The sequence below is a fragment of the Paraburkholderia sp. GAS32 genome, from assembly GCF_050434225.1.
GTDB classification, from domain to species: Bacteria; Pseudomonadota; Gammaproteobacteria; order Burkholderiales; family Burkholderiaceae; genus Paraburkholderia; species Paraburkholderia madseniana.
Window position 1 is genome coordinate 1 of the sequence record NZ_JBNPVS010000095.1, and the last position, 12,907, is coordinate 12,907.

Below are 12,907 nucleotides of genomic sequence, written 5' to 3' on the forward strand. Positions count from 1 at the left end.
GATGCGCAGATAGGTGTCCTGCGTCTTCGGCGAAAGCTGGCGCATGCGCATGTCGTCGGTCATGCGCTGGCGCAGTGGACTGGCGTTTGCCTGTGAGGAGGTCATGATTCGGCTCCTGCTGGAGAACGAGGCGGATTGCCTCATTCGCCAACATACGGAACTGCGCGGCGGACCTCCCATGAACCGCACGCGCTGGCCGGAGCCCTCTACCGCGCGAGCGGTTTCGTTCGTCGACCCATTTGCGCCATTCAGACAAGACTCGCGACCGTCCGCTTCCCGGCCGATACGAGCCAATCGTCGGTGACGCTTTGACCTGCCGCTCGCCGGCCATCGCGCGCGGAAAACTAAGCGGCGCGTTTCGGCACGGTGGAAGAGAGCGGCGGCTCTGGCGTCCTTAAACGAGATGTGTTGATTTGCCAGCAAATCAACACTCAATGGTTTATGCACTCTCTGCTTGCAAACTCCGGCGCTTACGTGTCGGGACATTTGCTTGTGGCGAACACTGCAATAGAACGCGAACGACGTTTTGCGCGTTCAGCAGGATCGTCTCCTCTGTGCCTGGATCAGGGGCGAGTCGGGACAGCGTCACCGCACCCACCAACGTCGAAACAATCGCATTGGCGACGTCTGCATGCCCCGCGATACCTAGCTGCTGCGTTTGCTGGGCGATCAGTCGGACCAGGCGCTCGTAGCCGTCTACGGTCGTCGCCTTGACCTGTTCGTCGGAGTGCCGAAGTTCACTGCCCAGATTAGCCAAAGGACACAAATACACCGGGTCTTTGCCCTGAAGTTGGTGAAGATAGATAGAAACGATGGTATCGAGCGCTTCCCTTGGCGGCTTGCCGGCGATGACACGCTCGAACATGTCCATCAGTTGCCCGAACGCTGCGCCGTTGGCTTCGGCAACCAGTTGCCCCTTCGACCGGAAATGCCGAAAGAAGCCGCCTTGCGTCAGGCCAGCGGCAACCATGATGTCGGCGATGCCTGTCGCGGCGAGACCATTGGTTAGAAATACCCTGGAAGCCGTTGCGACGATGCGCTTCCTCGTTTCGGCCGTTTCAATTCTCGACTTTCTCATTTTGCTGACCCTATTTTAAAAAAAACCTTGCGGTTTTTAGAGTTCTAGTCTACTCTAAATTTAGAGTTCGTTGATGCTCTAAATGGCGGCCAATCTGATGTCCAACCCTTGGAGTCCGAAATGACACAGCCAGCCATCCAGGCGTTACCCCAGTACCGACCACCAGAATCCTGGCGATCGGCCAGTTCACGTCGTCGTCGTCGGGAGCACATCATGCGTGAAATCAGATACTTCGAAAGCGAATATGCGGAGGCACCAGCGCGTCTCGTCGTCGTTCGTCCATTGACGATCACCGCGCATGCGGGCCTGCTGTGGGTGACGATCGACGAGCGTGCGGGCGACCACTGGTTGAAGCCTGGCGAGGCGATCGCTCTCGCGGCCGGTGACAGCGCGTGGGTTAACGCTGGGTCGGATCGTGCCACCTGGATGCTCACGACAGAGGCGGCGAAGTCGCACGCGAGTCTCGCGTTGTGGGCTGCTCACGTATTGCGCGCTGTGTGGCGCATGCTGTCGGCGGACAGCGGGCGGCGCGATGAACGAGCGTCGGCGCGCCTGCAGTGGTGAGAATGTCAGTGCCTAAACTGAGTCGCATCAACAGTTCAGCGGTGCATCCACGATGTGTCGCGGCAATGGAGGCTTGCGATGAATCCACGCATGGAAGTCGAACGGTTATGGTCGCAAGACCAGCCCAACGCTCACCTGTCGTTGGAAGTCCCCCAAACGGTACGCCTCTATCTCGACGGCACGATCGCTCAGTGGTACGCCCGGCAGGATCGCCCCGGCGTTGTCTTCCTGCTCGACGTTACGAGTGTCGAGGAGGCGCATGCACTTCTCGAGGAGTTGCCCCTTGGTCAGGCTGGTCTCATGACGTTTGAGTTCATTCCCCTCGGACCTCTCAAGCAGTTACAAGTCTTGCTTCCGAATGCTTCGTTCACAAGCGGCAGTTGAGCACATGCCCCGCTAACAGCATCGCCGAAATTCATTGGGCATCTATTCACACAGTACACTCAGGATTACGAAATGAGTAACGATCTGTATTTGATCACCGGCGCGACCGGTAAAACCGGCAGCAATGCCATTCAGGAACTGCTGTCGCAGGGAGCCAGGGTCAGGGCCTTTGTTCATCGCGACGACGAGCGGGCTGCGGCATTGCGCGCCAAGGGCGTTCAGCTTGTCTTCGGCGAGTTGCTTGACAGCCATGCAGTACGCCATGCATTGCAGGGAGTGACCGGCGCCTACTTCGTCTATCCGGTCATGCAGCCGCAGCTCGTTGATGCAACCGCGTATTTCGCGGATGCCGCCAGGGACGCAGGTCTTCGCTCGATCGTTAATATGTCACAGATTTCAGCACGTCCGCAGGCCAAGAGTCGCGCATCGCTGTCTCACTGGTACGGTGAGCGGGTGCTCGACTGGGCGGGAACGCCGGTGACGCATCTGCGCCCCACCTTTTTCATGGAATGGCTGACGTATAGATTTCAACTGCCGCTGATCGCCAATCATGACCTTCTCAAAGTGCCGGCAGGAAGCGGCCGCCACGCCCCCATTGCGGCGTCGGATCAAGGTCGCATCATAGCGAACCTTCTTTTGAATCCGACGCCTCATGCAGGCAAGAGTTATCCGCTGCACGGCGCTGTCGAGATGAACCACGCCGAACTTGCCAGGACGTTGAGTGAGGTGCTGGGCAGGGAGATCCGCTACGAGGACGAGAGCTTCTCTGCATGCGAGCAACGCCTGTCGCAGATGGGTCTTTCTGAGCATTTCATCCAGCATGTCGTTTCGGTGTATCGCGACTATCAGGACGGCGTCTTTGCCGGCACCAACGACCTGGTTGAAACCATTACGGGTCGAAAGCCAATCACAGTTGGCGAATACATCAAAGCCAATATCGAGCTCTTTCAGCCGAACACGAAGTAGATCCAGAGTCGCCCCGCCATCGACGACACATTCGGTTAGCGCATCGGATTTGGAATCAGCTACGGGCGTGTTCTTTCAGCGCAAAATCACGTAGCGACCGCGAGCCGCGCGAAAGTTTGGCGTCTCAGTAGCCCCAACCGTCGTGCGCACATCCCAATCGGCGGACCGCGAAAGCGTTTCTGGACGGATCCCGACGGGTGATCAAACAGCGTCTTTCACCGGAAATGTGAGCGCAACCAGAATGCTGCCGTGTCACGACGCTGCGGCAGTCGGTCCTCCGCAAATTTGCGAGGTAACAACTATGCACCCCTTAGACAATCCAGTATGGCAAGCACTCACAGGCCCTCAACGGCATTTCGGCATCGGCGAGGGTCGAGCGAGGCGCTATCAGCCAGACATTTCGCCAATAGCAGCACTGGAAAATCCTCTGGCCAGCGAGTCGTGGACAGCACTTGCCGATATCGTGGAGGTTGGCGAAACGATCGGTCTGTTCGGCACCAGGAGCGAATCAGTGCCGGACGGCTGGGAAACCGAGTGGCGCGATCCGTTTCTGCAGATGATCTGCACGCAGACGAGTTTCCGCGCACCGATCAGCGCTACGACGGCGCTTGTGATTAGGGAGCTTCATCTGTCCGATGGCGCTGCGATGGTGGCCCTGGCAGGCTTGACGCAGCCCGGACCGATGGAGGAGCGCACGGTGACACTCGGGCGCTATCTCGGCATCTTCGACGGTAACGCTTCCCTCATTGCGATGGCCGGCGAACGCGTTCGCCTTGACGGGTTCACGGAAGTCAGCGGCGTCTGCACGCACCCGGACCATCGGGGTAAAGGCTATGCCAATGTCCTTGTCGCCGCGCTCACGAAGCAGATCGTCGAACGCGGCGATACGGCTTTTCTTCACGTCAAGGACGGAAACAGCGGCGCCGCTAGAGTGTACGAAAAACTTGGATTCTCGGTCCGTGCCGTGCGCGACATCGCTGCATTAAAAAAAGTGGAAGAGATGCAGGCCTGAACTTTCGGCCCGATCGCCGCTCATTGAGGAAGCCCGGGCGCGATTTGCCCGTTTCGACCAGGATCCTGGCGATCGGCCAGTTCACGTCGGCACCATCGGCAGACCAGCTCAAGGCCCACCTGCCGTTGGAAGTGCCCCAAACGGTACGCCTCTCGTGGTTGCCGTTCTGATTTCCTGTCTCGTATGTTGGAGTGCCGCATCACCCAACACGATACGTTTATCGGCCACATTTGGCGGCGCGCTTCGGGCAGCGCCGCAAACCTCCAGCCTCGAAGCGGCCGGAGCCGCGCGCACCGGCCGCAGTGCAGTGCCGGCGCGGATGCTTCACTTTTGTAACAGTCGTCGGCCTCCCTTACGCATCCTTGCTTTGCCCCTTTCGATACAGACTAGGTGAATTTCCAGTCCACTTCCTGAACGACCTGCGGAAGCTCGCTGCATCCGAAAATCCGATGCGCTCGGCGACCTGATCAATGGGAAGCCTTGTATTTTCAAGAAACTCGATAGCGAGTGAACGACGAACGTCGTTCAACACCGTTTGATACGAATAGTGATCATCGGCCAATCGTCGATGCAAGGTTCGGAGTGACATACCTAGCTGGGCAGCCATCTTCTCGGCCGAAGGGAACACGCCCGGCGAGTTTAAGCAGGCCATCCGTATTTGCCGGGGAAGCTCGGGGATTCCGTCCCGCTCCTCAAGAATGCGATCACAAAGTTGCTGACAGATTTGCGCAGTGATCGGATTTGCATTTGGACACGGGCGATCCAGCACGCGAACGTCAAAATGCCACTCCATCGAGTCGGCACCGAACTCCACTGGACAATTAAACATCCTTTCGTAGTTTCGCCAATGTGGAGGCGCCGGATACGCCATGACCATCCGCTTCGACGGAAAAGGCGCTTCCAGCACCCGGCTGAATAGAACCGTCATTGAGCTCCGCCAGAATTCCGCGACAAACGGCAACATGTCGCCGAGCGACGCGAGCCCATGGCTCCTCAAGATTCCGGTGTCCGCCTCGGTCGAATAGCTGATTTGCAGAACTGCCCCGGCCATCGTGACATTTTCAACGCTAAATTTCAGGGCGTCTCCAAAGGTCGTACTGCTGACCATGGCATAGCCATATATGCCGAAGTCACTGATCCTCTGACGCGCCCCTGCAAGCAATCCCACATCGGCCCGTGTCGCAAGCCGTTGGGCGTTTCGATAGATCGCGAGGCGTTGCCGGTGTGAGATTCTCGCCTGATGATCCTCCAGCTGTCTCGCATGGACGCCGGTATTCGCGAACAGTTTGTTCACGGAAACCCCTTCTGCCGCCAGCTCGGCCGCGAGCGCGGCCAGCCCCAGAAGACTCTGCGTCGGAGCGTCGAGATCCGGATACAGGGGCGTAATTATTTTCGGTGGTCGCACGATACGTCTCACTCCAGTATGCGGATATGCTCGCACAATTTTCAGGTGCCTGTCGAGGGCGCTTTGGCACACTTTGACGCGGCAATTGGCATGGTTTGACGTTGCTGCCTATCGATGTCGCTGAGATAGTAACCATCAACGGCACACGCCGAAATTTTAGATGGAGACGAGTCAGTGAAGCCCTATCTGACACTGGTGACAACCCTGATTAGCGCCCGTCGGAAATCCATGGATGGCGCAATCGGCCCCCAGCCGTATTCGCAATTCCCCCAAGGCGATATGTCGGAAGCGGGCTGGACAGCGGGTTGCGGACGGCTCGCAAAACCGCGCGCACGTCCGTTCCGCGACGCAACACGCTTCACCGTTTCAACCCATCGCGGCGACGTCCGTTTTCGGCGTACCCAATCGGTAACGGACACGCCGGCCGAAATCCCGACCCATGAGCAACGCCGCGGATGCCGCCCAGGCCAGCGGCCTTTCTCCGCCTAACGAACACTGTAGAGAGAACCATGACCACTGTAAAAATTGAAATGGATGGTGCCGTAGGAGTCGTTTCACTGGCAAAGCCACCGCACAACCTGATCGACGACGCGATGATTGCAGATTTACTCGCCGCGTATCGAGACGTAGTGGCCAAAGGCGCCCGCGCGATTGTGCTCAACAGTGAGATGCGTCACTTTTCTGCGGGTGCGGAAATGAGCTCGTTTTCTGACGGCAAGACGGTGATCCAGCATAACCCGGATCAATTCTTCGAGTTCCTCGATGTGCTGGAGAACGCACCGGTCCCGACACTCGCTGCTGTTCATGGAGCCGCGCTTGGCGGTGGCCTTGAACTGGCGCTCACCTGCGACCTGATCATCGCCGCAGACACGGCCTACTTTGGACAGGTCGAGAACATCGTGGGCCTGATCCCGTTGCTCGGGGGCACTCAACGACTCGTTCAGCGAGCGGGCGTCGTGCGGGCCAAGGAAATTGCGCTGATCGGGCGCCGGTACTCAGCGGAAGCATTTGAACGCTGGGGCATCATCAATCACGTTGTGCTGGAAGCCGAACTCCAGACTGCCGCCATGTCGCTGGGCAAACAGCTGGCAGCAGGCCCGACCGCAGTCCTCAACGGCATCAAGCAGCAGGCCAATCTCGCGGCCAATGGCGGCGTCCGTAGCGCGGACCTGGAACAGGTCAACCTCAACAACATGATCTGGAAGACGGCCGACCGGGAACGAGGTTTCGCATCGTTCTTTTCGACAGGGCCCGCAACAGCCGAATTCAAGGGAGACTGATCATGTCAGCACCACTCGAAGGCATTCGCGTGATCGATTTCACGCGAGTGCTAGCCGGACCGCATTGCACCAAAACCCTGCTGGACCTCGGCGCGACCGTTACCAAGATCGAGCCGCCTTCCGGCGATATCGGCCGCGTGAGCATGCCGCATATCGGAGACATGTCTCTGTACTACGTTCAGCAGAATGCCGGAAAGCGGAACGTCAGCCTCGACCTCAACTTCCCAGAGGCACGGGCGATCGTGATCGACCTGTGCCGGGACGCAGACATCATCGTCGAAAATTTTCGTCCGGGAACGCTGAATCGGTTTGGACTCGGCTATGAGCAGGTACGCGCCTTCAACCCGTCCGTGATTTATGCGTCTTTGAGTGGGTACGGGCAAGCGACGTCCTGGCGAAACCGTCCGGCGTTCGCGCCGACCGTGCAGGCCGAGTCGGGACTGACCGACATCGTCCAGAACCATTTCGGCGATGCGCTCACTGAAGTGCGTAACGACGCGTGCAGCCACGCCGACATGTACACCGGACTTCACGGCGTCATCGGAATCCTGGCTGCCCTCCAGCATCGGTCCCGGACCGGAGAAGGGCAACACGTCGACGTCTCGATGGCCGCCACCATGCTGTCAGTTAACGAACGTGTGGGGGCACAACTTTCGGAGATCGATACAGAAGGCGAGCCGATCATTCTATCGGCGCCTGATTCGCACATCTTCGATCTGCCGGATGGCCGCCGGCTCACCATCGCGGGCAGCCCGATATACACGCCAATGTTTACGCGTTACTGCGCGATGATGCGCCGCAACGATTTGCTAAGTGACCCTCGCTTCGGCACGGCGCTGTCGCGGCGACAAAACATTGCTTATCTGCTGGCCGAGATCCGCGCGTGGATTCTCACATTCAACGATCTGGATCTACTCCAGACGCAGGTCAGCGAAGCCGGACTGGCGATTGGCGTAGTCCGAAGCGTCAACGAGTTCGCCGACTCCGAGTGGGTACAGGAATGGGGTGCGCTAGTCGATGTGGACGACAGGTCCGGCGGCACGATACGCATGCCAGGTGCGCCGTGGCATTTTAGCCAGTCCGAGTTGCCGCAGCCAGGCAGTCCGGCTTTCCAGGGCGAGCATAACGTCGAGGTGCTCTCAGAGCGCAACCTCAGCGCAGCGCTCATTCAGGATCTGCAGGAGCGCCGAATCCTCCTGAGCAGGCGCAACCCTGCGGGCACGTTCGACTGAGCGCAAGGGTCGCTACCCGTGAATGCGCAGGTCGAACGATCCAGGGTGAACGGTGAAGTCTATCCCGTCGATTTCACATCTTCAGATTCACGGGGCCGGTCGAGCGGCCTCGCCACGTCCTCACCTGCGAGACAGGCTTGCGAGGATCGACGTACTGAACGAGCGGGTCATCGGGCGACCGACTCGGGCCTCCACCTGATTGAAGCGAGACGAACATGCAACAGACTCTGAATCAGACTCACGATCCCGCTGCGCGCAGCTGGGTTGAGTCTGCCAACGCACAGGCCGGCGACTTTCCCATTCAAAACCTGCCGTTTTCAGTTTTCCGCAGAAAGAATTCCGATGAGGCGTTTCGGGGCGCAGTCGCGATCGGTGATCAGGTCATTGACATGTCCTCGTGGGCGTCTTATGCCGGTCTGAACGAGACGGCGAGAGAGGCTGCGAAGGCGTGCGCGCAGCCCGTTCTCAATACGTTTTTTTCGATGGGTCCGTCTTCGTGGAGCGCATTGCGACACGCACTATTCGAGGCGCTTCACGAGCACGCCAGTTCCGACGATCGCGCAGCGATCAAGGCGTGTCTGGTCCCGCTTTCCGAAGTGGAGTACGGTCTGCCCGCACAGATCGGTGATTACACGGATTTCTACACCTCGATTCACCACGCGACAAACATCAGCAAGCTACTCGGCTTGAGCGGCGTGGGTCCCAACTTCAAATCGATACCCATTGGATACCATGGCCGAGCCTCGAGCATCGGGCTAAGCGGTCAGCAGTTTCGGCGTCCAGCGGGTCAGATCATGCTTCCGGGCGAGGAAACCCCGACCTTCTCGCCGTCGCTCAAGCTGGACTACGAACTTGAACTCGGCATTTACATCGGACAAGGCAATGCGGCTGGCGAGTCGATTGAACTGGATCGGGCTGACAGTCATGTGTTTGGGTTATGCCTGCTCAACGACTGGTCTGCCCGCGATATTCAGGCATGGGAGATGCATCCGCTAGGACCGTTTCTGGCAAAGAATTTTGCCACCACCGTCTCGCCGTGGATCGTGACCCTGGAGGCACTGGCTCCGTTCAGACTTGCCCTGCCACGCCCGGACACAGATGGAAGACCGTTGCCTTATCTGGATTCGCACGAGAACAGCGTCACGGGAGCAATCGATATCCAGCTGGAAGTCTGGATGGAGAGTGCCCGTCACAGAGCCGGGAACCTCCCGGCGTCGCAACTCTCGCTCACCAGCTTTAAGCATCAGTACTGGACCATTGCTCAGATGGTCGCCCATCACACCGTCGGCGGCTGCAATCTGCGCCCGGGAGACCTGCTTGGAAGCGGCACGATTTCGGGTCCAGAGAAATCGGAAGCCGGGGCCTTGATGGAGCTTGCACGCAACGCAAGCGACCCGGTCACGCTCAGTACGGGTGAGAAGCGCAGCTACGTCGAGGATGGAGACGCCATTATCCTTCGCGGCTACTGTCAGAAACCTGGCTTCGCCCGGATTGGATTTGGAGAGAGCCGCGGCGAGGTCTTGCCGGCGAAGGTCTAGCGAGATTACGTATCAAGACGTCCACCATGGGCATGATGACGGAGGAGACCCGACATGCAATCAATGGAATCAATCAACGCTGAGTTCGAGAGACAAAATGCGATGAAAGTCAGATCATCCAGCCTGTCCCTTGTCGAGAAGACGCAAGGACTCTCTCGGTTTCGGAACCGTTTCGTATGGTCATTGCTATACGCATCCATGGGAATCTATTTCGGCCTGTTAATCGCAGTCCTGGAGTTTCCTGGCGTGATGTCCCTGCGTGTCTACGGGGAGCTTAACCTCGGACTGCTGGCGATAGTCGTTCAGTTTGCACTCACGATCGCCACTTTTTGGGGTTACTGCGCATGGGCCGAACGAGCCTACGACCCGAAAGCATCTGAACTCCTTCGCAGCGCTATTGCACAATCGAACGGTGATCGACATGAGTAATCTGATCAGTAATGGCGCGCTCAGAATCATCGCCTTTGTAGGTTTTATCGGTCTCAGCCTCCTTCTGACAGGGTGGAGTGCCCGCCGATCACGCGGAACATCCGGATTTTTCGTGGCGGGACGCAATCTGTCTCCTTTTCAGAACGGCCTGGCGCTAGCCGGCGACTTCATGTCCGCCGGATCATTTCTAGGTGTGACGGGACTGGTTTCATTATTCGGATTCGATGGGATCGTATATCAGGTCGGCTTCATTGCCGGCTGGATCATGATCATGCTGATCGTCGCCGAGCCGGTCAGAAACTGCGGTAAATACACGCTCTCCGACGTCGTCGCCCTTCGTTTGCGTAGCCGCGGAGTTCGAGCGGCTACATCGGGTTCTTCGCTGCTCATTTCGTTAGCCTACCTGCTCGCGCAACTCGTTGGAGGCGGGGCGCTGGCCAGTCTGCTACTGCCGATTGGCACTAACGCTGCGATCCTGCTGATCGGCGTACTCATGATCGCGTATGTCTTATTCGGCGGAATGGTGGCTGCTACGTATGTGCAAATCGTCAAGGCTGTTCTGGTCTGGACTGCCGGTGCCGTCCTTGTACTCCTTGCTCTGGCGCATTTCTCCTTCGACATGGGCGCGTTGTTCAACAAGGCACGCCTGTCATCGTTGCATCCAGCGCGGTACTTTCTGCCAGGCGGCTACTTCAAGGATCCACTGGATACCCTCTCGCTCGCGCTCGCTCTGGTGTTAGGTACGGCAGGCTTGCCGCACGTCATGACCAGGTTTTACACGGTGCCGTCCGCCGTCGCGGCGAGAAAGTCCGCGAAAATCGGATTAATCGTGATGACGTCTTTTGCGGTCATGATGATCATCCTCGGATTTTCCGCCAGTGCGATTGTGGGTCCGGCGGCGATTCTCGCGGCAAACAGGTCCGGAAACAGCGCCATCACACTACTCGCGACGACGCTTGGCGGCGGCGCCGGTTCGCCTGGCGGCGAAGTCCTGCTGGCATGCGTCTCAGCGATTGCCTTTGCGACAATTCTCGCGGTCGTCTCGGGCATCATGATCTCGTCGGCCTCAGCCATTTCTCACGACATCTTTGGTCATCTCTTCTCAGGATCTGGCAACATTGAGCGTCGGCAGGTCGCGATTGCAAAGATCGCAACCATCGTCTTCGGCGCCGTCGCTATGGGTCTCGCGCTGCTCGTCCAGACGTTTAATGTCGCATTCCTCGTTGGGCTCGCGTTCGCCATCGCGGCAAGCGCAAACCTACCTGTGATTCTCTTCTCGATGTACTGGCGGCGTTTCACAGACAGAGGCGCGGTCGCAGCAGTACTTGCCGGAACTCTCTCCTCGATTGGCCTTGTGCTCCTGGGGCCCGCAGTCATCGGTGCGAAAGGCATCATCTTCAAGGATTCCACTCCTCCGTTCTGGCTCTCGAATCCCGGCCTCTTTAGCATTCCGGTGGGTTTTATCGCGGGTTGGGCCGGATCGGTCACGACACGTCAAAAGACTGGCGATGATTCCTTCGACGCCCAGCAACTTCGAATGCTAAGCGGTCTCGGGGCAGAAGCCGCTTCAGAGCACTGACGTGAGGCTAGGCCAATCGTAGGTAGCCGATGCGGCTTCATTTCCGTACGAGCACGCATAAAGTGAACAACAACATTTTCCACGGCAAAGACACATGAAACACTCGTTCCAAGTACGCGGAGTTCCTACTTGAAACTGTAGTGCCAGAGGATTCACGAAACATGCCCTGCTTCAATGACTGAAATCTCACGAAGTTCCACGAGCGTTACGGTATGGCAGAGACGCCCTTCCGCTGGAAAACATAAATACGATCCGTATATCGAACCTTTCTCTCCAAGGAGACGCTAAGTGATTAGCTTATGTAACGCCGCTTCACGACTTGCCTTGTCTACGGCGACCGCTCTTGCTGTTGGCATGAATGTGGTCTGCACGCCCGCGATGGCAGCAACCGTCGACGTATCGGAGACGCAGACGATTATTGATCATGTAACCGTCTCGTCCAGCAAACCATACGCTTCCGTCAAGCAGGATCTGGAGAGTCGTCTCGGGCGACTCGGTGATCATATCCGCACGCTGCTTAAGCAAAACAAGGTAGAAGAATTACGCGCTGCCCTTCAGAGAGCCGCTGGCAATGATGGCCTCGTAATTCACTACATTGGCGTGCACGGAGACTGGCTCGTCTTAAAAGGACAGCACAAGAACGGTACTGAATATTTCACCGGCAACATTCTTACTGCCGTTGAGATGACCAACGTCAATATGGCGGCTGGACTTTATGCGCCGTTGCGTATTATGGTCTATGAGAACGCACAGGGTGGAACAACCATCGAGTACGACAAACCGTCGACCCAGCTCAGTCAATTCCATAGTGCCCAGATCGACGCTCAAGGCCGTTCACTTGACGACCGGCTAGCGAAACTTTGTGCGTCGGTACTGCAATAACAACCTGCAGATTGCGCTCGTCTGCCTAGATGGCATTGTCAACTTGTTAGCCGGCGTTCGACTTAACATGCAGTGCCTAAGGATAGCTAACTTATGCAGTGAGACACCCCGGCGTCGGAGCAGGTCACGCTTTCCCAAGCCTCGAAGGCCCGGGTGCGTAGCGCCCGCTTCTGCTTTACGTCGGCGTGGTTACGGCAATGCATGCGGTCGGTCGTTCTGCTCAACCACTTCGGCCGACCAGGCCGCAAAGCCGCCGCCGTCGGCTTGAACTTTGGCGCTGAGACTGAAGAAAAAAGGGAGCGCTCAACCGCCAATTTCAGGCAGGGCGCTGGGCTTTCCCACAGCCGCTTAGGTAGCGGGAGCGGCCGCTCAATTCCAGCAAGCGATCGTCTGTTAATGGCCGAGCCTGTGTGGAAACTCAGTTTTGGCTCTGAGGGCGAGGTTGCCGGTCGGTCGATAAAGCTAGATGCGTCTCGCTTGCGCTAATCAAACATCCGCGGGCGCAAGAAGCCCCTTGGGGCTTCAGCTTGCAGTCATCCTCATCGCCTTCATCATCCC

Annotated in this window: 12 protein-coding genes; 10 read left to right on the forward strand and 2 right to left on the reverse strand. The window is 58.0% G+C overall.

Translation table 11 applies throughout. The annotated features are described in order from the left end of the window. Positions 1 to 439: 439 nt before the first annotated feature. Positions 440 to 1,078, reverse strand: a complete 639-nt coding sequence (locus P3T25_RS47530) for a TetR/AcrR family transcriptional regulator (protein ID WP_429364610.1) — start codon at positions 1,076 to 1,078, stop codon at positions 440 to 442. 213 nt (positions 1,079 to 1,291) lie between these two features. Here P3T25_RS47530 and P3T25_RS47535 point away from each other — a divergent pair, with 213 nt between their 5' ends. The 4 genes from P3T25_RS47535 to P3T25_RS47550 all read left to right on the forward strand — a co-directional run bounded on the left by P3T25_RS47535 (position 1,292) and on the right by P3T25_RS47550 (position 4,004). Further along, positions 1,292 to 1,642, forward strand: coding sequence for a DUF2917 domain-containing protein (locus tag P3T25_RS47535; RefSeq protein ID WP_429364612.1), 351 nt, complete (start codon positions 1,292 to 1,294; stop codon positions 1,640 to 1,642). A 78-nt stretch (positions 1,643 to 1,720) separates the two neighbouring features. After that, positions 1,721 to 2,026, forward strand: a complete 306-nt coding sequence (locus P3T25_RS47540; protein WP_429364614.1) for a hypothetical protein — start codon at positions 1,721 to 1,723, stop codon at positions 2,024 to 2,026. Positions 2,027 to 2,098: 72 nt separating this feature from the next. Further along, a complete protein-coding gene (locus P3T25_RS47545) occupies positions 2,099 to 2,992 on the forward strand; it encodes an NmrA family NAD(P)-binding protein (RefSeq protein ID WP_429364616.1) in 894 nt (297 codons plus the stop codon). A 301-nt stretch (positions 2,993 to 3,293) separates the two neighbouring features. Further along, the gene (locus P3T25_RS47550) at positions 3,294 to 4,004 is read left to right on the forward strand and encodes a GNAT family N-acetyltransferase (protein ID WP_429364618.1); all 711 of its coding nucleotides are present in this window, start codon (positions 3,294 to 3,296) and stop codon (positions 4,002 to 4,004) included. Between the two features lie 352 nt (positions 4,005 to 4,356). On the opposite strand, the gene P3T25_RS47555 is transcribed toward P3T25_RS47550, so the two are convergent. Then, complete coding sequence (locus P3T25_RS47555; RefSeq protein WP_429364620.1) at positions 4,357 to 5,409, reverse strand: AraC family transcriptional regulator; 1,053 nt, start codon at positions 5,407 to 5,409, stop codon at positions 4,357 to 4,359. Between the two features lie 455 nt (positions 5,410 to 5,864). On the opposite strand from P3T25_RS47555, the gene P3T25_RS47560 reads away from it, so the two are divergent. The 6 genes from P3T25_RS47560 to P3T25_RS47585 all read left to right on the forward strand — a co-directional run bounded on the left by P3T25_RS47560 (position 5,865) and on the right by P3T25_RS47585 (position 12,349). Continuing rightward, entirely contained in the window at positions 5,865 to 6,689 is an 825-nt protein-coding gene (locus tag P3T25_RS47560) for an enoyl-CoA hydratase/isomerase family protein (RefSeq protein ID WP_429364622.1), read from the forward strand. Positions 6,690 to 6,691: 2 nt separating this feature from the next. Beyond that, complete coding sequence (locus P3T25_RS47565; protein ID WP_429364624.1) at positions 6,692 to 7,921, forward strand: CaiB/BaiF CoA transferase family protein; 1,230 nt, start codon at positions 6,692 to 6,694, stop codon at positions 7,919 to 7,921. Between the two features lie 215 nt (positions 7,922 to 8,136). Next, positions 8,137 to 9,459 carry a fumarylacetoacetase gene (gene fahA, locus P3T25_RS47570; protein WP_429364626.1) on the forward strand — a complete coding sequence of 441 codons (1,323 nt, stop codon included), beginning with the start codon at positions 8,137 to 8,139 and terminating at the stop codon, positions 9,457 to 9,459. 54 nt (positions 9,460 to 9,513) lie between these two features. Continuing rightward, positions 9,514 to 9,888, forward strand: a complete 375-nt coding sequence (locus P3T25_RS47575; protein ID WP_429364628.1) for a DUF485 domain-containing protein — start codon at positions 9,514 to 9,516, stop codon at positions 9,886 to 9,888. Continuing rightward, positions 9,881 to 11,467 (forward strand): solute symporter family protein, encoded by a 1,587-nt coding sequence (locus P3T25_RS47580; RefSeq protein ID WP_429364630.1) that lies wholly within the window; start codon positions 9,881 to 9,883, stop codon positions 11,465 to 11,467. The genes P3T25_RS47575 and P3T25_RS47580 overlap by 8 nt, the downstream gene beginning before the upstream one ends. A gap of 324 nt (positions 11,468 to 11,791) precedes the next feature. Further along, positions 11,792 to 12,349 (forward strand): DUF302 domain-containing protein, encoded by a 558-nt coding sequence (locus tag P3T25_RS47585; protein WP_429364632.1) that lies wholly within the window; start codon positions 11,792 to 11,794, stop codon positions 12,347 to 12,349. Positions 12,350 to 12,907 lie beyond the last annotated feature (558 nt).

Bases quoted from the DNA above. Each gene is read 5' to 3' on its own strand.
- P3T25_RS47530 (WP_429364610.1), bottom strand. From the start codon at position 1,078: ATGAGAAAGTCGAGAATTGAAACGGCCGAAACGAGGAAGCGCATCGTC.
- P3T25_RS47535 (WP_429364612.1), top strand. From the start codon at position 1,292: ATGCGTGAAATCAGATACTTCGAAAGCGAATATGCGGAGGCACCAGCG.
- P3T25_RS47540 (WP_429364614.1), top strand. From the start codon at position 1,721: ATGAATCCACGCATGGAAGTCGAACGGTTATGGTCGCAAGACCAGCCC.
- P3T25_RS47545 (WP_429364616.1), top strand. From the start codon at position 2,099: ATGAGTAACGATCTGTATTTGATCACCGGCGCGACCGGTAAAACCGGC.
- P3T25_RS47550 (WP_429364618.1), top strand. From the start codon at position 3,294: ATGCACCCCTTAGACAATCCAGTATGGCAAGCACTCACAGGCCCTCAA.
- P3T25_RS47560 (WP_429364622.1), top strand. From the start codon at position 5,865: ATGCCGCCCAGGCCAGCGGCCTTTCTCCGCCTAACGAACACTGTAGAG.
- P3T25_RS47565 (WP_429364624.1), top strand. From the start codon at position 6,692: ATGTCAGCACCACTCGAAGGCATTCGCGTGATCGATTTCACGCGAGTG.
- fahA (WP_429364626.1), top strand. From the start codon at position 8,137: ATGCAACAGACTCTGAATCAGACTCACGATCCCGCTGCGCGCAGCTGG.
- P3T25_RS47575 (WP_429364628.1), top strand. From the start codon at position 9,514: ATGCAATCAATGGAATCAATCAACGCTGAGTTCGAGAGACAAAATGCG.
- P3T25_RS47580 (WP_429364630.1), top strand. From the start codon at position 9,881: ATGAGTAATCTGATCAGTAATGGCGCGCTCAGAATCATCGCCTTTGTA.